At 69.5% G+C, this 21,486-nt stretch carries 16 protein-coding genes; 4 read left to right on the forward strand and 12 right to left on the reverse strand.

Annotated elements, in window-relative coordinates:
- The first annotated feature begins 180 nt into the window (after positions 1 to 180).
- Complete coding sequence (locus U9J66_RS05290) at positions 181 to 1,302, forward strand: DNA alkylation repair protein (protein ID WP_326337203.1); 1,122 nt, start codon at positions 181 to 183, stop codon at positions 1,300 to 1,302.
- A gap of 96 nt (positions 1,303 to 1,398) precedes the next feature.
- Positions 1,399 to 2,754 carry a flavin monoamine oxidase family protein gene (locus U9J66_RS05295; RefSeq protein WP_326337204.1) on the forward strand — a complete coding sequence of 452 codons (1,356 nt, stop codon included), beginning with the start codon at positions 1,399 to 1,401 and terminating at the stop codon, positions 2,752 to 2,754.
- Here the strand turns inward: U9J66_RS05295 and U9J66_RS05300 are convergent.
- From U9J66_RS05300 to U9J66_RS05320, 5 genes are all read right to left on the reverse strand, one after another.
- Positions 2,736 to 5,579, reverse strand: a complete 2,844-nt coding sequence (locus tag U9J66_RS05300) for a DEAD/DEAH box helicase (protein ID WP_326337205.1) — start codon at positions 5,577 to 5,579, stop codon at positions 2,736 to 2,738. The genes U9J66_RS05295 and U9J66_RS05300 overlap by 19 nt on opposite strands.
- Before the next feature lie 12 nt (positions 5,580 to 5,591).
- Positions 5,592 to 6,488: a diacylglycerol/lipid kinase family protein gene (locus tag U9J66_RS05305; protein WP_014908414.1), complete on the reverse strand. Its 897-nt coding sequence runs from the start codon at positions 6,486 to 6,488 to the stop codon at positions 5,592 to 5,594.
- A gap of 297 nt (positions 6,489 to 6,785) precedes the next feature.
- Positions 6,786 to 7,625 carry a twin-arginine translocase subunit TatC gene (gene tatC, locus U9J66_RS05310; protein WP_014908968.1) on the reverse strand — a complete coding sequence of 280 codons (840 nt, stop codon included), beginning with the start codon at positions 7,623 to 7,625 and terminating at the stop codon, positions 6,786 to 6,788.
- A 309-nt stretch (positions 7,626 to 7,934) separates the two neighbouring features.
- On the reverse strand, positions 7,935 to 8,258 hold the full coding sequence (gene tatA / locus U9J66_RS05315) for a Sec-independent protein translocase subunit TatA (protein WP_014911188.1): 324 nt from the start codon (positions 8,256 to 8,258) through the stop codon (positions 7,935 to 7,937).
- 354 nt (positions 8,259 to 8,612) lie between these two features.
- On the reverse strand, positions 8,613 to 10,616 hold the full coding sequence (locus tag U9J66_RS05320; protein ID WP_326337206.1) for a helix-turn-helix transcriptional regulator: 2,004 nt from the start codon (positions 10,614 to 10,616) through the stop codon (positions 8,613 to 8,615).
- A 96-nt stretch (positions 10,617 to 10,712) separates the two neighbouring features.
- Between U9J66_RS05320 and U9J66_RS05325 the strand changes: the two genes are divergently transcribed.
- The gene (locus U9J66_RS05325; protein WP_326337207.1) at positions 10,713 to 11,810 is read left to right on the forward strand and encodes a DUF3866 family protein; all 1,098 of its coding nucleotides are present in this window, start codon (positions 10,713 to 10,715) and stop codon (positions 11,808 to 11,810) included.
- A gap of 5 nt (positions 11,811 to 11,815) precedes the next feature.
- Here U9J66_RS05325 and U9J66_RS05330 read toward each other — a convergent pair whose 3' ends face one another.
- From U9J66_RS05330 to U9J66_RS05355, 6 genes are all read right to left on the reverse strand, one after another.
- Positions 11,816 to 12,853: a methionyl-tRNA formyltransferase gene (locus U9J66_RS05330; protein ID WP_326337208.1), complete on the reverse strand. Its 1,038-nt coding sequence runs from the start codon at positions 12,851 to 12,853 to the stop codon at positions 11,816 to 11,818.
- Between the two features lie 156 nt (positions 12,854 to 13,009).
- Positions 13,010 to 14,110, reverse strand: coding sequence for an FKBP-type peptidyl-prolyl cis-trans isomerase (locus U9J66_RS05335; protein WP_326337209.1), 1,101 nt, complete (start codon positions 14,108 to 14,110; stop codon positions 13,010 to 13,012).
- 167 nt (positions 14,111 to 14,277) lie between these two features.
- Entirely contained in the window at positions 14,278 to 15,636 is a 1,359-nt protein-coding gene (gene pafA / locus U9J66_RS05340; protein ID WP_161111674.1) for a Pup--protein ligase, read from the reverse strand.
- Between the two features lie 107 nt (positions 15,637 to 15,743).
- Positions 15,744 to 16,502 carry a proteasome subunit alpha gene (gene prcA, locus U9J66_RS05345; protein ID WP_014912290.1) on the reverse strand — a complete coding sequence of 253 codons (759 nt, stop codon included), beginning with the start codon at positions 16,500 to 16,502 and terminating at the stop codon, positions 15,744 to 15,746.
- A gap of 56 nt (positions 16,503 to 16,558) precedes the next feature.
- Positions 16,559 to 17,404 carry a proteasome subunit beta gene (gene prcB / locus U9J66_RS05350; protein ID WP_017533884.1) on the reverse strand — a complete coding sequence of 282 codons (846 nt, stop codon included), beginning with the start codon at positions 17,402 to 17,404 and terminating at the stop codon, positions 16,559 to 16,561.
- Between the two features lie 183 nt (positions 17,405 to 17,587).
- A complete protein-coding gene (locus U9J66_RS05355; protein WP_014910028.1) occupies positions 17,588 to 17,791 on the reverse strand; it encodes a ubiquitin-like protein Pup in 204 nt (67 codons plus the stop codon).
- Positions 17,792 to 18,340: 549 nt separating this feature from the next.
- On the opposite strand from U9J66_RS05355, the gene U9J66_RS05360 reads away from it, so the two are divergent.
- Positions 18,341 to 19,495, forward strand: coding sequence for a S1 family peptidase (locus U9J66_RS05360; RefSeq protein WP_014909500.1), 1,155 nt, complete (start codon positions 18,341 to 18,343; stop codon positions 19,493 to 19,495).
- 192 nt (positions 19,496 to 19,687) lie between these two features.
- Here the strand turns inward: U9J66_RS05360 and dop are convergent, their stop codons facing one another.
- Positions 19,688 to 21,211 (reverse strand): depupylase/deamidase Dop, encoded by a 1,524-nt coding sequence (dop, locus tag U9J66_RS05365; protein ID WP_036567840.1) that lies wholly within the window; start codon positions 21,209 to 21,211, stop codon positions 19,688 to 19,690.
- Positions 21,212 to 21,486 lie beyond the last annotated feature (275 nt).

Raw genomic sequence — 21,486 nt, forward strand, 5'->3', positions numbered from 1 at the left:
GAACCGTTTCGCACACTGGGGCGCCACTACGCCCTCCAACGTCACTCTCATCACGCTTGTTCCGTTCCGTCGGCGCGGGTGCGAGGCACGGCGCGGATGTCCGAGGTCTGCTGTTCGATGGCGGGGGGCCGTTCGCGCCCCGGCCCCGTGCGGGCCTCCCCTTCGAAAGAGAGCAGGACGATGTCCGGAGAGTACGGCCTGAAGAAGCACTTCACCGGAGAGACCGCCTTCATCCTGGGCGAGGGGATCCGGACGGCCCTGCCCGGGTTCGACACCGCGGGTTACGCGGTCGAGGTCGACCGTCGGGTCCCCGACCTGGAATTGAAGGACCGTGTGCTGGTCCTGTGCGAAGGACTGCGTTCACGCCTTCCCGACTCCTATCCGAAGGCCCTGGACATCCTGCGCGGCACCCTGGTCGAGGAGCTCTCCGAGGGCCGGGGGATGTTCAAGACGAGCTGGTTCCTGATGCCGGTCGCCCGTTACGTGGAGGAGTACGGCCTGGACCACCCCGAGGAGTCCCTGGACTTCCTGGAGGAGGTGACCCGCTGCCACACCGCCGAGTACGCCGTCCGGCCGTTCGTCACCCACCACCGTGAGATCACGATGGCCCGCTTCGCCCGCTGGGCGGTCGACCCCGGCCACAACGTGAGAAGGCTGGCGAGCGAGGGGATCCGGCCACGGCTGCCCTGGGCGGGCTCCCTCCCCTTCTTCGTCGAGGACCCCTCCCCCGTCCTGGAGATCCTGGAGCACCTGCGCGCCGACCCCTCGAACTACGTGCGCACCTCGGTCGCCAACAACCTGAACGACATCTCCAAGGACCACCCCGACCTCGCCCTGGCCACCGCCCGGCGCTGGCTCCGGGAGAGCCCGGTACCCGAGACCCGGTGGATCGTGAAGCACGCCCTGCGGACCCTGGTCAAGAAGGGGGACCAGGAGGCCCTCGCCCTGCTCGGCAACACCGGAGGCGAGCATGTCAGGGTCCATGATCTGACGGTCCGGCCGGCCGCGATCCGTCTCGGCGACACCGTCACCCTGCGCTTCGCCGTCGAGAACACCGATACGCGTCCGCACCGGGTGACCGTCGACTACGTCGTCCACCACGTACGCGAGAACCGTCGGCCGATCCCCAAGGTCTTCAAGCTCACCGAGCTCGAACTCGCCCCCGGCCGGACCCGGCACCTGGAGAAGGCGCACACGATCCGCCCGATCAGCACCCGCCGCTACCACCCGGGCGAGCACCCGGTCGAGATCCAGGTCAACGGCCTCACCCTGGCCCGGGACGGTTTCGAACTCCTCCCGTGAGGGAGGCCGTCCGCGTGTGAGAGGAGGCCCGGCCCCCGTCCCGTGTGAGGATCGTCCCGAGACGCCGCGGGGGCGTGCGAGGGACGGGGGCCGACAGTGCTGGAACGACACCGACACCACGACGTGGTCGTGATCGGCGCGGGTTTCGCCGGACTCGGCGCGGCCCGCGACCTTCTCCGGGCGGGGGCGTCCGTACAGCTCCTGGAGGCCCGGGGCAGGGTCGGTGGACGCGCCTTCACCCGCTACCTCTCCGACGGCACCCAGTTGGACCTGGGCGGGCAGTGGATCGGCCCCACCCAGGAGCTGATCCTGGAGCTCGTGGAGCACTACGGGGTCGAGACCTATCCGACCCCTCAGATCGGCGACCCGGTGGTCGACATGGGCGGAGAACGTCTCACATCCCCTCCGGCCGAGGTCGACGCCCTGTTGGAGGACATCGACCTCCTGGCCCTCCAGGTCACCCCCGAACGTCCATGGGACGCGCCCGAGGCCCGCGCCTGGGACCAGCAGACCTTCGCCTCCTGGCTGGTCGGCACCGAGTACTCCGAGACGACCATCCGCTACGTGGCCCGGATCGTCTCCGGCGGACTGCTCGCGGGAGCCCCGTCCGAGGCCTCGCTCCTGGAGACGCTCTTCTACATCGCCTCCGCCGGCGGGATCCGACCACTGCTGGGATACGAGGGCGGCGCCCAACAGACCAGGATCACCGGCGGCGCGCAGATCGTCGCCGAGCACATGGCCTCCGACCTTCCTCCCGGGGTGCTGCGTCTGAACGAGCCCGTGACCTCGGTGGAGTACGGCTCCACCGACGCCCGGGTCACCACGACCACGCACGCCTACACGGCCGATCGGGTGATCGTCGCCCTGCCGCCCACCCTGGCCGCGCGTCTGCGCTTCGACCCGGCGCTGCCCCCGCTCAACGACGGGGCCCTGCAACGTACCCCGGCCGGCAGCGCCCTGAAGGTGCACGCGATCCACTCGGAGCCGTTCTGGCGCGATCAGGGCCTGTCCGGTGTGTCCACCTCGGCGACGGGCGTGCTGACCGAGACCGTCGACAACACGCCTCCGGGCGGACCGAGCGCGGTCCTGACCGGGTTCGTCTACGGGGAGGAGGCGGTGCTCCTGCGCGCTCGCCCCCTGGAGGAACGGCGCCGTATCGTCCTGGAACGGATGGCCGACCTGTTCGGCGACCGGGCCCGCTCACCGGAGGACTACGTGGAGTTCGACTGGATGGGCGAGCAGTGGACCCGCGGCTGCTTCTCCGGCCACATGGTGCCCGGCACCACCGTCACCTTCGGCCCGGCCCTGCGCACCCCGGTGGAGGTGGTGCACTGGGCCGGGACCGAGACGGCCACCCGCTGGAACGGGTACTTCGACGGCGCCCTGTCCTCGGGCCGCCGCGCGGCGGCCGAGGTCAGGGCCTCACTCGACGATCAGGTCAGCGAGGAGTAGGCCACCACGCCCCGGCGTACCAGGTCGGCCGCCTTACGGGCGTTGGACCTGACCTGCTGGTCGGTGGCGGCCACCGCGATCTGCCCGAGCATGTCGACGAGCATCTTGGCGGTGCGCACGAAGTCGCCCGCCGTCATCTCGGTCCGGCTCAGGATCGCGTCGAGGCGGTCGCCCCGGGCCCAACGGTGGGCGGTCCACACGAAGCCCAGGTCGGGCTGGCGCAGGAACGACACCCGGTGACGGGTCTCCACCTCGTTGAGCTCGCCCCACAGACGCAGCATCTCCTTGAGCGCCTCCTCCACGCGTCCCTCGGGGACACGGGGGTAGGGGTCGTCCCCGCGCCTGGCCTCGTAGACCAGGGAGGCGGCGACGGCGGCCATGTCCACGGGGGTGAGGTCCTTCCAGACCCCGCGGCGCAGGCACTCGGCGACCAGCAGATCCAGCTCCGAGTAGATCTTGGCCAGCCGGCCGCCGTCCTCGGAGACGGAGTCCCCGGAGAGGTACTCCAGGTCCTCCAGGACGCCGCACACCCGGTCGAAGGTACGGGAGATGACGTGCGAGCGCCCCTCCACCCTGCGACGCAGCGCGTCCGTGTCCTTCTTGGTGCGGTGGTAACGCTCGGCCCAGCGGGCGTGCTCCTCACGGTCCGCGCAACCGTGGCAGGGGTGCGCCCGGAGTTCCGCGCGCAACCGCTTGACCTCGGAGTCCTCCCGGTCTCCCCGGTCCCGGCCCCGTTCGTAGGTGGGCTCGGTGCCCTGTTCCTTGAGCTTGTTGCGCAGGGTCGAGGCCAGGTCCTGCCGCGAGCGCGGCGACTTGGCCGAGAACGACTTGGGGATGCGCATCCGCCCCGACGCCCGGACCGGGACGGTGAAGTCGCCGGAGTTGATCCGCTTGACCTGCTTGTCCACCGTCAGGACCAGGGGCGCGGGCAGGTCGTGGCGCAGCCCCGGGTCCAGCACGACCGCGTGTCCGGAGTAGCGCCCCGAGGGGATCCTGATGATGTCGCCCGGACGCAGCGCCTCCAGGCTCTCCAGGGCCTCGTCACGACGGCGGATCGAGCGGGTCTTGGCCAGAGACGACTCACGGTCGCTCAGGGCGCGCCGCAGCCCGGCGTACTCCATGAAGTCGCCCAGGTGGCACTCGGCGGCCCGGGCGTACCCCTCCAGGGCCTCCTCGTGCTTGCGCAGCTTCTTGACCAGGCCCACCACGGCCCGGTCGGCCTGGAACTGGGCGAAGGAGGCCTCCAGCATGGCCCGGCTACGGCGCCGGCCGACCTGGCCGACCAGGTTGACCGCCATGTTGTAGGAGGGCTGGAAGCTGGAGTTGAGCGGGTAGGTGCGGGTTCCGGCCAGACTGGCCACGGACTCCGGGTCGGTGCCGGCCTGCCAGATGACGACCGCGTGGCCCTCCACGTCGATGCCGCGTCGGCCGGCACGCCCGGTGAGCTGGGTGTACTCGCCCGGTGTGAGGGACGCGTGGGTCTCGCCGTTCCACTTGTCGAGCTTCTCGATGACCACGGTGCGCGCCGGCATGTTGATGCCCAGCGCGAGGGTCTCGGTGGCGAACACCGCCCGGATCAGCCCTCGGGAGAACAGGTGCTCCACGACCTCCTTGAACGTGGGCAGCATGCCCGCGTGGTGGGAGGCGATCCCCGACTCCAGGGCGCGCAGCCAGGAGTCGAAGCCGAGCACGTTCAGGTCGGCGCGCGGGATGTCGGCGCAGCGGCTCTCCGCGTACTCGCGGATGACGTCGGCCTCGTCCGGGGTGGTGAGCACCAGCCCGGAGGCCACGCACTGACGGACGGCGTCGTCGCACCCGGCGCGGCTGAAGATGAAGGTGATCGCCGGGAGCAGCCCCTCGGCGTCCAGCTCCTCGATGATCATGGGCCGACTGGGCGGGGCGAAGCGGGTGCGCGGGCGCACGTTGCCCCGGGCCCGGGACTGCGGGTGGCGCCGCCGGTTGGCGAGCTGGGTCGTACGCGCGTCCTCCTCGGCGGCGCGGGACAGGAACGGGTTGATCAGGAGCGTGCGTCCACCCACCCTGATCTCCCGGGGGCGCTGCTGGTGGGAACGGCGGCGTTCGCGTTTGCGCCTGCTCCGTCCGCCCTCGGACCCCTCGTCGCCCTCCTCGGTGGACTCCGCCTCCTGGTCGACGAACAGGTCGTGCATGCGCTTGCCCACCATGACGTGCTGCCACAGCGGGACGGGGCGCTTCTCGTCGACGATGACGGTCGTGTCGCCGCGGACCTGCTGGAGCCATTCGCCGAACTCCTCGGCATTGCTGACCGTGGCGGACAGGGCGACCATCCGCACCGACTCGGGCAGGTGGATGATCACCTCCTCCCAGACCGCGCCGCGGAAGCGGTCGGCGAGGTAGTGCACCTCGTCCATGACCACGTACGCGAGCCCGCCCAGGGTGGAGGACCCCTCGTACAGCATGTTGCGCAGCACCTCGGTGGTCATCACCACCACGGGAGCCTCGCCGTTGACGCTGTTGTCACCGGTCAGCAGACCGACCTGTTCGGCGCCGTACCGTGCGACCAGGTCGTTGTACTTCTGGTTGGACAGGGCCTTGATCGGGGTGGTGTAGAAGCACTTGGTGCCCTCGTTCAGGGCCAGGTGCACGGCGAACTCCCCGACCACGGTCTTACCCGAACCGGTGGGAGCGGCGACCAGCACCCCGTGTCCGCCCTCCAGGGCCTTGCAGGCCTTGATCTGGAAGGGGTCGAACTCGAAGCCGTAGAGCCCTTGGAAGGCCTCGATGGCGGCGCTGGACGCGCTCTGGCGCCGACGGAAGGCGGCGTACCGCTCAGCGTGACTACTCATAGGTCTCTCAGACTATGAGGTCGGCTCCAACATCTCGACCGCTTTAGGCACCACCTGGCACATCAGGGGCGTGGGCCCCATACGTTCACCGTCCGCGTAGGCGATCCCGGCGTCTCCACGAACGGTGACACTGCTCCCGCGTTCCACACGGACCTCCTCCAGCTCCACGTGGGATCCCTTGAGGATCCTGGGGAAGTGGCGGACGAAGCGGGAGAGCGGGGCCTCGCGGATCAGGACCACGTCGAGGAGGCCGTCGTCGGGTTCGGCCCCGGCGCACATCTTCAGGCCGCCGCCGTAGGAGTCGGTGTTGCCGACCGCCACGAGCATGCCGCGTTCGCTGATCCGTCTGCCGTCGATGTCGATCTCGAAGTCGATGGGATCGAAGGAGCGCGTCTCGGCCACGATCCCGTACAGGTAACCGGCCCGGCCCATGCCGAAGCGCAGACCGTTGACCCTCTCGTTGACACGGGCGTCGAAACCGCAGGCCAGGACGCTCATGTAATAGCGTCGCCCGCCGTCGGGCAGGGTCAGCCGGATGACGTCGCTGGAGCGGGTGCGTCCGGCCAGGATCGTCTCGGCCGTCCGACGGGCGGAGGTGTGCCGCGAGCCGAAGGCCCGGGCGATGTCGTTGCCGCTGCCGGCCGGGACGACCGCCAGGGGCACTCCACTGCCCACCACCGCCTGGAGTGCCTGGTGTACCAGGCCGTCACCGCCCACCGCCACCAGGGCGTCGGGACGGTCGGAGACGGCCAGCCGGGCCAGGCGGCGGCTGTCGGCGGCCGAACGGCCCGTATAGACGTGCACGCGGGCTCCGGCCGCGCGCAGGGCCTCCTTGAGCCGGACCGCGATGACGGCGGCGCGACGTCGACCGGAGGCCGGGTTGACAAGAAGGGCGATATGAGGGGACATATGCCTGTCCTTAGCTACCCAGGGCTGGGATGCGGGATGTGACTGGGGGCGAGTGAGGTACCCGCACACCCTCGCGCCCGGATGTGCGTACCGATTCGGGGATCCTCGGCCGAGACCTCCCGATCGGCCTCCTCACGTTGGCGGCGATGGTACTCCCCCATCGTCACGGACGAGGAGGCGCCCGTCCACACCGGGTCGACGACATGCCGCTCGTCGCTCCCGGGGCGGCGTTCCTCCGCCCCTGGACCCGAACACTAGCGCGTGCGGCGTCGCGCCACACCGCTTCGCGAGGAACGCTCAGGCGCCCTTGCCGCCGCTCTCACCCGAACCGGTGTCCTCGAGTTCTCCCAGGTCGGAGGGGCGGTCATCGAGTTCGGAGATCTCGTCGTCGCCCAACTCGGAGGTGGGATCGCTCTTGCGCCGGCGGCGGTCGTTGAGGAAACAGAACAGCTCGGCGATCTCGAACAGCACCACCAGGGGGATGGCCAGCGCCAGCATGGAGATCGGCTCGGCCGGGGTGACGATCGCGGCGACGAGGAAGGCACAGAAGATGATGACGCGACGCCACTTGGCGAGGGTCGCGTGTTCGAGGAGCCCCAGGATGTTGAGCAGCGCCACCAGCAGCGGCATGATGAAGCCGAGCCCGAACATGCCCATCATGATGAGCATGTAGTTCAGGTACTCCCCGATGGTCAGATAGGGGTCGGCGTCCTGGGGCAGGAAGCCGAAGAGCATCTGCAAGGCCAACGAGGTGATCGTGTAGGCCAGGGCCGCGCCGAGGATGAACAGCATCGCGGCCAGCGGGGCGAAGATGTAGGCGTACTTCTTCTCGTTCTTGTGCAGCGCGGGGGCGACGAAGGCCCACAGCTGGTAGAGCCACAGCGGCGTGGTGGCGAGGGCCCCGAAGAACAACCAGACCTTGAAGGCGACGAAGAAGCCGTCGAAGGGACCGGTGACGATGAGGGAGCAGCCACCGCCGTCCACGACCTGGGAGGCCGGCAGCGAGCAGTAGGGCTCGGTGAGGAAGGCCCAGATCCGGTCGTAGAACACGAAACCGAGCACGGCGCCCAGCAACAGGATGACCAGGACCTTGGCCAGACGGTTGCGCAGCTCGCGCAGATGGTCCATGAGCGGCATCCGGGCGTCCGGGTTGGCTGTTCGCCCTCGGGGGCTCATCGTCTGGTCACTCTCTTCTCATCCCGGCCCGCCCACGCGGGCCCCGTCTGCCACGAACGTCCGGGGCGGCGCCCAAGCGACACGGCGCCATCCCACCGGTAGGGGGTCCTGGAGACGTCGGCCGGCGGAACCGTCGCCCGCCCGAGGACACCGCCACGGCCTTGCCGGACCGTACCGTCCTCACGGGCCTCGCGAACACCCGGAAATCCCGTCGCTCGCCGGTGACGGGCGGCGGGAGGACCGCCGCTCGAAGGCGACGGCATCCCCGGACTACTGGTTGTAGGTCCGGTCGGTGGTCTCACCGGACTCGTTGACGATGCGCTGACCGGGGGGAAGCTGCGGGTAGCCCTGCTGCTGGTTCTGCTGCGGAGCCGGGTTCTGCTGAGGCTGCTGCTGCGCCTGCTGCCGGTTCTGCTCGCCGGCGGCCTCGTTCCCGTTCTCGTTCTCCTCGTCGATCAGGCCCTTGCTCTCGGCCTTGAGGATACGGGCGCTACGGCCCAGGGAGCGGGCCAGGTCCGGGAGCTTCTTGGCTCCGAACAGCAGGATGGCCAGGAACACCAGGATGACGATGGTAGGTCCGTTGAACGGTCCCATGGTTCTACCTCTCTGTGGGGCGCGACCGAGCGCCTCTGATGGTACGCGCATCGACTCGGTGGGCCGTCATCGCCGCGACCCTTCCCTCTGAATGCGCTCGCGCAGGTCAGCGCTGCTCACCTGGCGCCCGTCCGTCGCCCGGGACACCTTCTCGGACAGCACGGCGGCCTCGTGTCGGACCCTCGATGTGAGGGACCCGACGACGCACAGGCCGGCGATAACCGTGCCGAAAAGGACAGCGAGGGCGATCACGGTTTCACCTTATCCCTTTCCAGATGACCTACACCTCGCCCCCCGATGAACGGCTGAGACTCACTCCGACGACAAAACGGTCTCGTCCTGTTCGAGGTGGTTTCACCCTTCCTCGTAGGGCTTCAGAGCCCGCTCCGCCTCGCTCCGCACCTCGTCGGCCAGGTTCGTGGGAGACACCACACGTCCCTCGGCCCCCAGGGACAACGCCAGCCTCGCCACCCAGGCCGGGGCCGGGGTGCGCAGGGTCGCGAAGACCCCGCCGTCGGCCGACTCGACGACCGACTCGCACACGTAGTCCTCGGTGACCCAACGGGCGGACGGTTCCAGGGCCAGGGTGACCAGGGCGTCGCGGTCGGAGCGCTGAAGGATCCCCTTGGACAGGTCCCTGCGCCCCACACCCTCGGGCACCTGGGCCGCGTAGGGCAGCACCGTCAGTTCGAGTACCCGGTCCAGGCGGAACAGGCGCACGTCCTGACGCAGGTGGCAGTACCCCTCCAGGAACGTCTGACCGTCCTGCACCACCAGCCCCATCGGGTCCACATCGCGTTCGGTGACCTGGTCCAGGTAGCCCGACAGGTAGCGCAGGTGCATACGCTGTCCGGCCTCCAGAGCCTGGGAACAGCGCCGCCGGGTCTGCGCCACCTGCTCGTCGGTCTCCACCCTGACCTGGACCGCGTCGGCCAGGTCGCCCACGGCCGTACCGGCGGCGCCGCGCAGTTTCTCCCCCACCCGCTTGAGGACCTCGCCCTCCACCCCCTGGGCTTCGGGCAGCGCCTCCAGCAGGGACAGGCCCACCACCAGGCTGGCCGCCTCGTCCGCGGTCAGCCGCAGGGGCTGGGCCAGGGTCTCGGCGTTGCCGATGATGATCTCGCCGGTCTCCTTGGCGGCGTCCAGGTCCACCTCGATGAGGTCGCCTGGCGTATAGCCGGGCAGACCGCACATCCACAGCAGGCTCAGGTCCGACACCACCTGCTTCTCGCTGAGGCCGAAGTGCCGGGCCACCTCGGGCACCCGGACGTCGCGCCCCAGCGCGTAGGGGACCAGCATCAGCAACCGGCGCAACTGGTCGGCCGAACGGGGGCCGCGTCCGGGGGTCTCGCCCTCCACCGGCTCGGCCCTCGGCCCGGGCTCCCCCGTCGGGGCCGCGACGATGCCCGCCAGGTGGGCGGCCACGGCGGCGCGCGCCTGGACGGGCTCCACGACCTCGGCGTTGGCCCCCTGCTCGGCCACCCGCCGCACCAGGGTCGCGGTGTCGGTGTAGGGAAGGGTGAGGGTGTCCCAGGCCCGTTCCCCTCCCTCACGCTCCCCGGGGACCACGCGCAGTGCGCTGCGGCGCAGAGCGTGCGCGGAGTCGGCCCGCACCCGCACGGTGGCGGTGTGCTCGGGTTCGACGCTCTGTTCCGAGACCACCGAGCGCAGATCGACACCGGCGGGCACGCTCACGTCCGGACCGGTGCGCACCACGGTCACCTCGCCCTGGATCCGCCCGAGCCGGAAGACCCGACGGTCCTCTCGCAGCCGATCGTGGCCGACCACGTACCAGTGACCGCTCCGGTTCACGATGCCCCACGGCTCGATCTCACGCCGCTGCGGTTCGGCCTGCCCCGGTTTGCGGTACGAGAAGACGACCGGACGTCGGTCCCGCACCGCCTGCCAGATGGGGCCGAAGGCCGGCTCGTCGGTCCGCATGGTCGGGGTCAGCCCGGGGGCGGCCTCGGCGTCCACCGGGACGCCGGCCGAACGCAGCTTGAACAGGGCGTTGGCCGCCGCCTCCCCCAGAGAGGCGTGCCGCCAGGCCCGTGCCGCCAGGCCCAGTACGAGGGCCTCGTCGGGCATCAGTTCGATCTCGGACAGTTCGTAGTCCGAGCGGGAGATGCGGTAACCCTCCTCTCCGCTGAAGGCGTCACCGGTTCCCACCTGGATCGGAATGCCGCTGTCGCGCAGTTCCCTCTTATCGCGCTCGAACATGCGCTTGAAGGCCGACTCGGTCTCGGCCTCCGCGTACCCCTGGACCGTCTTCCTGATCTCCTGAGCGGTCAGGTGGCGCCGCGTGGACAACAGGCAGATGACCAGGTTGAGCTGCCGTTCGGTCTTCCTGCGCGACATCGTCCGCACTCCTTCGCCCTGTGATGATGGACCGAGTGGGGCCGCGAGGGCGCGTCCTCCCACCTTCGGTTCAGCTTCGAAGGTACCGTCCCGATCATGATCCGGTGGCGCCGTGGTGAAGTCCGTCGACTCCTGCCCTCGTGGCCGGGGGTCCTCCTGTGCTCGGTCTCCCTGAGCACCGACGAAGCGAACGACGAGGAAGAGGCCCCCACCTGTCGCGCCCTGGCCTACCCCGAGCTGGTCGGGACGCCCGAAGTGGGTGATTCCGTGCTCCTCAACACGGGCGCCCTGGACCTGGGGCTGGGCACCGGCGGCTACGCGTTGGTGGTGGCTCTGCCCGACCGTCTGCCACCCGACCACGAGGGGCCCGGACACCTGGTCAAGGCTCGTTACACGCCGCTCCAGGCCACCGTCCTGGGGGCGGACGAGCAGGGCTCCCCCCACCACGAGATCCTGCGCTCCGCCCGGGGCGTGGACGATATGCCGGTGGTGGTGGCCGACCTGCACTCGGCGCTCCCCGCCGTCCTGGCCGGGATCCGGTCCGAGCTTCCCGGAACACGCGTGGTCAACGTGATGCTCGACGGCGGCGCCCTGCCCGCCGCGTTCTCACAGGTGATCGGGGTGCTACGGGAGAACGACCTGTTGGCCGGCTGTGTCACCACCGGTCAGGCCTTCGGTGGAGACCTGGAGGCCGTCACGGTGCACTCCGGGCTCCTGGCCGCCCGGCACGTCCTGGGCGCGGAGATCGCGGTGGTCTGCCAGGGCCCCGGGAACCTGGGCACCGGCACCCCTTGGGGTTTCTCCGGCGTGGCCTGTGGAGAGGCGCTCAACGCCGCCGCGGTCCTGGGAGGACGCCCCGTGGCGGCGCTGCGGGTGAGCGAGGCCGACCCGCGCCCACGTCATCAGGGGGTCTCGCACCACAGCCTGACCGCCTACGGACGGGTCGCCCTGGCCCCTTCGGAGGTGGTGGTCCCGGATCTGCCGGGGATCTTCGGCGAACACGTGCGCGACCAGGCCTGGCCGTTGGGCGAGCGGCACACGCTGGTGGAGGTCCCGGTGACCGGGCTGGAGGACGAGATCCGTTCCCTACCGGTGAAGGTCTCCACGATGGGACGCGGATTGGAGGAGGACCGCGCGGCCTTCCTGAGCTCGGCGGCGGCCGGACGTCACGCGGCCTCTCTACTGCGCCCCTGAGCCGGTCAGAGGGCGGAGCCGCCGTTTATGTGCGCGGTGGGGTGGAGCCCGCCCGTGTCGTACTCGACCTGAACCGGCACACGTCCGGCCGCGGAGAGCATGTGAGCGGAGGGGACGTCGAAGTACCTCCCTGGACGGAACATGGCCAACGAGGTCGGGTCCGCCCTGACGCCCTCGTCCACACGCACCACCTCCGGCACGAACACGGATCCGTCCCCGCAGGTGACGCCCCATTCCCGCCCCGATCCGGCCGAGACCACCTGGCCGGGGTCCCCGCCCACGATCTCCGGCACCAGGTTTCCGGAGCAGAAGGTGATCCTGGCCCCGCCGAACATCGCGAACGCCCCCGGGTAGGGGGAGGCCAGGGCCCGCACCATCCGGTCCACGTCGCGCCCCGCCGCGGTCAGGTCCAGATGGCCGTCGCAGGGGCGACGCCGGGGCCACACCGACGCGTGACCGCTCTGCGGACGCCGGGGAGCGCGCCCCTCCAGGAGGGCGTCCAGGTTGCGCAGGATGAGTTCGGACTGTAGATGCCCGACCCGCTCGTACAGGCCGGTGGCGGTCACGTCGGAGGGCACGTCGAACCGGATCCGGTCCACGATGTCGCCCGCCTGGGCCTCACCGTCCAGGTGGAAGAGGGTGACGGCGCTGGAGCTCATGTCACGCAGGATGGTCCACGGGATGGGGGCCCGGCCCCGGCCCACCGGAAGCGGCGAGGGGTGCACCCCGACCCCGCCCAGGGGCAGGGAGTCCAGGACCTCTTCGTGGATGAGCTGCGACCATCCGGCCACGACCATCAGGTCGATCCCGTGCGAGGAGAGCGCGTCACCGACCTCGTCGCCGTTGATGTCGGCCGCGCGCAGGTGCGGCAGGTCGTGCGCGCGCGTGACGGTCTCGAAGTCGGTGTAGCCGCAGCGGTGCGCCAGCTCGGCCGAGTAGGAGATCACCAGGCTCGGCGGCCGGCCCCGGGCGCAGAGCTCCTCCAGCGCCGGGATCCCCAGACGCAGACCCGACACGTAGCAGTAACGCCTCCGCTCCGGCATGGCTCCCCCTCCGGCCGTGGTCACTCCGGGTGACGACTCTACGCATACGGATCGCCGTGTTCCCGCAGGTCCCTTCGTTCTGCGTGTCAAAGGAAAGGCCCCGCGAGCGGTGCTCGCGGGGCCTTCGAGGTCGGTCGACCTTCGTGGAGAAGGGGGTTACTCCTCCTCCGCCTCCTCGTCTGCGGCGCCGTCGCCGGCCTGCTCGCCTCCGTCGCCCTCCAGCTCCTCGGGCTCGGGCTGGGGCGGGTTGTCGTAGGCGCCCAGGATGTCGATCACGAAGACCAGGGTGCCCACCGGGCCGCCCATGGCCTCCTCCTCGGTCTCGCCGTAGGCCTGGTCACCGGGGACGACCAGCAGCAGACGGCTGCCGACCTTCTGGCCGACCATGCCCTTGTCCCAGCCCTCGATCACCGCTCCGGCGCCGATGGTGGTGTCGAAGGGATCACCGCCACGGCTCCAGGTGGAGTCGAAGACCTCGTGCCCGCCGTTCTCGTCGGCCTCCCAGCGCACGCCCGTGTACTGGGCGATGACCTGCTGGCCCTCCTCGACCTCGGCGCCCTGACCCTCGATGAGGGGGAGGACCTCCAGATCCTCGGGCGGATCGGTGTCGGGGATCTCGATGGTGGGCTCGCTGTGACCCTCCTGGGTGACGGTCGGCAGATCGCCGCCGCCCTCCTCGGTCTGCTCGCCCGGCACCACGGCGCCCTTGGAGTAGCGGTCCATGATGTCGATGACCAGGACGCTGGCCCCCTCGGGAGCCTCCTGCCCCATCGCCTCGGCCTGCTCCCGCTCCTCCTGGGTCAGTGCCGGGAAGACGTAGACCGCCCGGCTGCCCAGAGGCTGGCTGACCAGCGTGTCGGTGATGTACTCGGGCATCTCGGCCATGCGCACGAGGTCGGGGGCGCCGGTCTCGTAGCTGGACTGGCCCTCCATCTCCTCGCCCTCGCCCGGCCCCGTCCACTGGTACTGGACGACGTTGGCCACGAGCAGGTCGTCCGCGCCGACCAGGCCGTTCTCGCCGGGCCCCTTGTCGACCACGCCGGAGATCTCTTCCTCGGGAGGCTGGGCGTCCGGGAAGGTGATCTGCGGTTCCTCACCGACCTCACCGGTGACGTCGGGCAGCCGGGGGTCGAGTTCCTCCTCGTTCATACGGAGGAAGGCGGGGGTCTTCCAATCCTCGGGAATCGATCCGCAGCTTGACACCGCCAGGGCGATGGCGGTCAGTGGCACCGCGAGGGCGGCGGCACGTCGGTGCATGGTCACAACCTCTGATTTCCGGCACAGGACAGGGTCACACTACCGAAAAGAGCGGGTGCGGCCACCCCGGGGAACCGATGGAAGTCGAAAGGCCCCGTCGGACGGTGTCCTCCACCGCCGACGGGGCCCGGTTCCGCGTGTCCGATCCGTGGGACCGAAAACCTCGCTCACATACCGGCGATCAGTTTCTCCACCCGTTCGTCCACGGACTTGAACGGGTCCTTGCACAGAACGGTCCGCTGTGCCTGATCGTTGAGCTTGAGGTGCACCCAGTCCACGGTGAAGTCGCGCCGCTGTTCCTGGGCCCGGCGGATGAACTCGCCGCGCAGTCGCGCCCTCGTGGTCTGCGGTGGCACCGACTTGGCCTCGAAGATCTTCAGATCCCCGGTCACGCGTTCCATCTGGCCGCGGTTCTGCATGAGGTAGAACAGGCCGCGGTCGCGGTGGATGTCGTGGTAGGTGAGGTCGAGCTGGGCCACACGGGGCGAGGACAGCGACAGGTCGTGCTTGTCGCGGTAGCGCTCCAGCAGCATGTACTTGGCGACCCAGTCGATCTCCCGGGAGACCGACTCCAGGTTCTGGGTCTCCACCGCCTCCAGGGTGCGCTGCCACAGGTCCAGGACCCGCTTGCCCACGGGGTCGGTGCCGTGGCGGTCCACGTAGCTCTGCACCTTGTCCAGGTACTCGCGTTGGATCTCCAGGGCGCTGGCCTCACGGCCGTTGGCCAGACGCACCTTGCGCCGCCCGGTCATGTCGTGGCTGATCTCGCGGATCGCCCGGATCGGGTTCTCCAGGGTGTAGTCGCGCATGACCACCCCGGCCTCGATCATCCGCAGCACCAGATCGGTCGAGCCCAGCTTGAGGAGGGTGGTGGTCTCGCTCATGTTGGAGTCGCCCACGATGACGTGCAGACGACGGAAGCGCTCGGCGTCGGCGTGCGGCTCGTCCCGGGTGTTGATGATGGGGCGCGAACGCGTGGTCGCGGAGGAGACGCCCTCCCAGATGTGCTCGGCGCGCTGGCTGACGCAGTACAGGGCTCCCCGGGGGGTCTGGAGCACCTTGCCCGCGCCGCAGACGATCTGACGGGTGACCAGGAAGGGGATGAGGACGTCGGCGAGGCGGCCGAACTCGCCGTGCCGTCCCACGAGGTAGTTCTCGTGGCAGCCGTAGGAGTTGCCCGCGGAGTCGGTGTTGTTCTTGAACAGGTAGATGTCGCCGGCGATGCCCTCCTCGTGCAGGCGCTGCTCGGCGTCGATCTGCAACCCCTCCAGGATGCGTTCGCCGGCCTTGTCGTGGGCCACCAGGTCCACGAGGTCGTCGCACTCGGGGGTGGCGTACTCGGGGTGGCTCCCCACGTCCAGGTACAGGCGGGCGCCGTTGCGCAGGAACACGTTGCTGCTGCGTCCCCACGAGACCACCCGTCGGAACAGATAGCGGGCGACCTCGTCCGGCGACAGCCTGCGCTGTCCCCGGAAGGTGCACGTGACCCCGTACTCGTTCTCCAGCCCGAAGATCCGTCGTTCCACGCGGCCTCACCAACTCCCGTCACCGTGGTGAAGACGACGGGGCCTCGTCGTCCCACCCGCCCGGACGGTGCGACGCTCCGGTGGCGTCGCACCGTCGTCCTCGTACGTCAGGTCCGGTCGGCCTCTCCATCGGTACCGTTCTCGCCGTCGGAGGCGTCCCCGGGACCGTTCCCCTTGCCCTCCTCCAGGAGGGAGATGAGACGGTCGCCGTGGATACGGCGGAACTTACGGTGTTGCCTGGAGCGTTCCAGCACGGCGACCTCCAGGTTGCCGGCCTCCAGGTCGCGTTCCTCCCCGTTCTCTCGGGCCAGGGCCTGGGTGGCCGCGTTGAGGGCCGCGGCGAGCGAGGCGTCGGCGACGAAGTGGTCCTTGAGCACGCTCGCGACGTGCTCGGAGGAACCACCGACCGCGACGAAGCCCTGCTCGTCGACGATGGAACCGTCGAAGGTGATGCGGTAGATCTCGTCCTCGGCGGCCGTGTCGCCGACCTCGGCGACGACGATCTCGACCTCCCAGGGCTTGAGGCTCTCGCTGAAGACGGTGCCCAGGGTCTGGGCGTAGATGTTGGCGAGCTGACGTCCGCTGACGTCACGGCGGTCGAACTGGTAACCGCGCACGTCGGCGAAGCGCACGCCCATCAGACGCAGGTTCTCGAACTCGGGATAGCGGCCGACGGCGGCGAAGCCGATGCGGTCGTAGAGTTCGCTGATCTTGTGCAGGGTGCGGGACATGTTGTCCGCCACCAGAAGGATTCCGCCCTCGTACTGGAGGACGACGGCGCTACGGCCGCGCGCGATCCCCTTGCGCGCGTAGTCCGCCTTGTCCTTCATCTGCTGTTCGGGGGCGACGTAGAACGGCATCGACACCGCGGATCGTTTCCTTACCTAGTCGGGAGAGGTCTGTCGTGGGGGCGCTGGGCCGCTCAGTCCAGTCGGGCCGTGGGTCCGTCCGGATGTACGGCGCGTCCCTCGACCACCTCCGTGGCCAGTCGGGCGACGTCCTCGGTGGGAACCCGACGGTGACCGTCCTCGGTGATCACGTCGATCAGGGGGAAGATCCTGCGGTGCAGGTCGGGGCCGCCGGTGGCGGAGTCCTCGTCGGCCGCGTCGTAGAGCGATTCCAGGGCGACCTTGATCGCGGTGGTCTCGTCGAGGTCGTCGCGGTAGAGCTTCTTGATCGAGCCCTTGGCGAAGACCGAACCGGACCCGATCGAGTGGTAGCGCTGTTCCTCGTAGCGGCCGCCCGCGGCGTCGTAGCTGAAGACACGCCCCTGGCCGGTGGCCTCGTCGTAGCCGACCAGCAGGGGGATCACCACGAAGCCCTGCATCGCCATGCCCAGGTTGCCCCGGACCATCTGGGCGAGCTTGTTCGCCTTACCCTCGAGGGAGAGGGAGCGACCCTCCAGCTTCTCGTAGTGTTCGAGCTCCACCTGGTAGAGCCGTGCCAGTTCGATGCCGATGCCGGCCGAACCCGCGATGGCCACCGCCGAGTACTCGTCGGTGCGGTAGAGCTTGTCCATGTCCCTGTTGGCGATGACGTTGCCCTGGGTGGCCCTTCGGTCCCCGGCCAACAGGACACCGCCGGGGAAGGTCAGGGCGACGATGGTCGTCGCGTCCGGTGTGAGGTGTTCGACGACCCCTCCCGTGGCGTTCAGGTGCTGTCCGGGCAGCAACTCGGGGTTGACCGCCCGGAGGAACTCGGTGAAGGACGAGGTACCCGCACTCATGAAAGCGGCCGGCAACCCTCCGCCCTCGAACCCTTCGAACACGCGACTCCCTCCACTGGCGCCCCACCCCGTCTCGGGATGGATGGGGCGCTCGTCATCCGTTGTACGTCGACCGGCCGTTCCGGTCGGGGCCGGCCCGACCGGGCCGACAGGATCGACCTTAACCTTGCGCGTCACGGGGCCGGGGGCCTCCGAATGCGCTGTCAGCGAACCGTTCCAGGACGGTCACTGACCGCCCTTCTGCACGAACTGACGCACGAAGTCCTCGGCGTTGCTCTCCAGGACGTCGTCGATCTCGTCGAGGATGTCGTCGACGTTCTCGTCGAGTTCCTCGTTGCGTTCCACGGTCTCCGCGGAGGCCTCGGTCTCCTCGACCTCCTCGTCACGACGCGAGGAGTGCTTCTGACCACCGGTGTCCTTAGTCGCCATCGTTTGCTACCTCCCGTTCGGGGCTCTCGCCCTTATCTTGGCCCAACGGCACCCGGCTCAACCCCCTTCCCGGGGCCCGATACCCGCTAGTTACCTCGAATCGTCCCCTGGGGAGCGGGCGGATGACGGTTCCGGTGCCCCTCGCCCCGGGCGTGTCTCCGGTGCGGGGCGAGGCCGCCCCCGACGATTCCCCTCGGTGAGGCCCTTTTCGTGTAACGGCGTGTTCACGTGAACCCGTTCGGAACCCAGTACCTTTGTCCGGATCTGGCCAGATATACCCCCTTGCGCACACATATGCACTTCAGTCCGTGACCAAACGGTACGGCTACGACTAGGTGACGCCCCGTGTTCGCGACGGACAGCGACGGTCATCACCCGATGACCCGATCATGGGGCGTCAACCTGAATGATTTCCCCGCTTGACCGTCTTTCCCTCACCAAAACGTGCACTTATGGTTGGGCGTTGTTTACCGAATGTCTCGGTGAACAACGGAGAGCGAACACGTTCGACCTCCGATCCCCCGTCAGTCCCCTGGAGAGTAGGGATCAATGAGACCCTCCCCCGTTGTCTCCGCCATAGGTACCGCGGCCTTGGCCTTCGGTCTGGCTCTGACCACCTCCCCGGCCGCCCTCGCGGCGACCGGCCCCCTCCCCCAGTCCCCCACCCCGGATGAAGCCGAGGCCACCACCATGGTCGAGGCCCTCCAGCGCGACCTCGGCCTGTCCCCCTCTCAGGCCGACGAGCTCCTCGAGGCGCAGGCCGAGTCCTTCGAGATCGACGAGGCCGCCACCGCGGCCGCCGCCGACTCCTACGGCGGCTCCATCTTCGACACCGACAGCCTCACCCTGACCGTCCTGGTCACCGACGCCTCCGCCGTCGAGGCGGTCGAGGCCGCCGGCGCCGAGGCCAAGGTGGTCTCGCACGGCATGGAGGGCCTGGAGGAGATCGTCGCCGACCTGAACGCGGCCGACGCTCAGCCCGGCGTCGTGGGCTGGTACCCCGACATCCACTCCGACACGGTCGTCCTCGAGGTCCTCGAGGGCTCCGGTGCCGACGTGGACTCCCTGCTCGCCGACGCCGGTGTGGACACCGCCGACGTCAAGGTGGAGAGCACCACCGAGCAGCCCGAGCTGTACGCCGACATCATCGGCGGTCTCGCCTACACCATGGGCGGGCGCTGCTCGGTCGGCTTCGCGGCCACCAACGCCTCCGGCCAGCCCGGGTTCGTCACCGCCGGCCACTGCGGCACCGTCGGCACCCCGGTCAGCATCGGCAACGGCCAGGGCGTCTTCGAGCGTTCCGTCTTCCCCGGCAACGACTCCGCCTTCGTCCGCGGCACCTCGAACTTCACCCTGACCAACCTGGTCAGCCGCTACAACACCGGTGGTTACGCGACCGTCTCCGGCTCCTCGCAGGCGGCGATCGGCTCGCAGATCTGCCGTTCCGGCTCCACCACCGGCTGGCACTGCGGCACCGTCCAGGCCCGCGGCCAGACGGTGAGCTACCCCCAGGGCACCGTGCAGAACCTGACCCGCACCAACGTCTGCGCCGAGCCCGGTGACTCCGGCGGCTCCTTCATCTCCGGCAGCCAGGCCCAGGGCGTCACCTCCGGTGGCTCCGGCAACTGCTCCTTCGGCGGCACCACCTACTACCAGGAGGTCAACCCGATGCTGAGCAGCTGGGGTCTGACCCTGCGCACCTGATCCACGGATCACCCTCTCGGTAGATCGGTGTCCCCGCCCCCGGGGCCCGCGCTCCCGACGGCCCCGTCCGCGTCAGCGGGCGGGGCCGCCCGCGTTCGCACGCGAGGAACGGACGAACGCGGAGGGGCCGCCCGTCCCGCACGCTCGCGCGCCGGACACGAACGGCCCCGAAGGTCCCCCGTCGACCGGACCTCAGCCCCGTCGGTTCCCGCCCAGGATCGCCACCAGGTCGACGGCGGTGGGCGCCGCGTCCAGCAGGGCCCCCACATGCTCCCTGGTGCCCCGGAGCGGCTCCAGGGTGGGAACCCGCTGGAGGGAGTCGTGACCGGGCAGGTCGAAGATGACCGAGTCCCAGGAGGCGGCCGCGACCTCGTCCGGGTACTTGGCCAGGCAACGGCCCCGGAAGTAGGCCCTGGTGTCCTCGGGCGGCTCGGTGACGGCCCGGGCGACCTCCGACTCCTCCACGAGCCTTCGGACCTTCCCGCGGGCGGCGAGCCGGTTGTAGACGCCCTTGTCCTGACGGACGTCGGAGTATTGGAGATCCACCATCTGGAGTCGGGGGTGGGTCCACTCCAGACCATCGCGCGAACGGTACCCCTCCAGGACCTTCAGCTTGGCCACCCAGTCCAGCTCCTCGGCCAGGTCCATCGGGTCCGACGCGAGTCGGGCCAGCACCGACTCCCACCGGTCCAGCACGTCGGCGGTATCGGGGTCCACGTCCGTACCGAAACGGTCCTCGACGTACTTGCGGGCCTGGTCCAGGTACTCGCCCTGGAGTTCCAGGGCGGTCATGCGCCGACCGTCCCGCAGCCGGACCCGGTGGGTCAGACCGGGGTCGTGGGAGATCTCCCGCAGATCCGCGACGGGCGTCTCCAGGGACAGGTCCGCCTCGAGGAAGCCGTCCTCGATCATCGACAGCACCAGGGAGGTCGTCCCCAGCTTGAGGTAGGTCGAGATCTCGCTCATGTTGGCGTCGCCGATGATCACGTGCAGACGCCGGTAACGCTCGGGATCGGCGTGGGGCTCGTCCCGGGTATTGATGATCGGTCGCTTGAGGGTGGTCTCCAGACCGACCTCGACCTCGAAGAAGTCGGCCCGCTGGGAGAGCTGGAAACCGCCGCCCTGTCCGTCGGTGCCCAGCCCCACCTTGCCGGCGCCGCACACCACCTGGCGGGAGACGAAGAACGGGATGAGGTGCCGGACGATGTCCCCGAAGGGGGTCGACCGGTTCATCAGGTAGTTCTCGTGGCAGCCGTAGGAGGCGCCCTTGTTGTCGGTGTTGTTCTTGTACAGCTGGATCGGTTCGACGCCGGGCGTGGCCGCGGCCCGGGCCGCCGCGTCGGCCATCACCCTCTCTCCGGCCTTGTCCCACAGCACCGCGTCGAGCGGGTTGGTGACCTCGGGGGCCGAGTACTCCGGATGCGCGTGGTCCACGTACAGACGCGCGCCGTTGGTGAGGATGACGTTGGCCAGTCCCAGATCCTCGTCGGTCAGCTGGGTCGGGTCGGCCATCTCCCGCGCCAGATCGAACCCCCGCGCGTCGCGCAGCGGGTTCTCCTCCTCGAAGTCCCAACGGGCCCTGCGGGCCCGGGCCGCCGAGGCGGCGAGGTAGGCGTTGACCACCTGGGTGGAGGTGACCATCGCGTTGGCGCCGGGGTTTCCCGGCACGGAGATCCCGTATTCGGTCTCGATACCCATAATCCGCCGCACACTCATGATGAGAGGTTATCCGCCGGGGCACCGTCTTGAACGCTTCCGCGCCAATTGTGGCCTAAGCGCCGTCTTCCCGGGCGTTTCGAAAGAGCGGAAACCGGCGTGTCGGCGCAGTTCGGAACGGGTTCGCGAGGATTCGCAAGAAAAACAGGCGAAAAGAGGAACAAACTCGACCGGAACGTTTTGTCCGGATACTTCGTGTGCCGCGACACGAGGCGTCCCCCGACACGCGGGAGGGCCCGCCGGGACGTCCCGACGGGCCCTCTCACAGCGGCCGT

It is taken from the genome of Nocardiopsis sp. LDBS1602, assembly GCF_035818715.1.
In the GTDB taxonomy this organism is placed as follows: domain Bacteria; phylum Actinomycetota; class Actinomycetes; order Streptosporangiales; family Streptosporangiaceae; genus Nocardiopsis; species Nocardiopsis alba.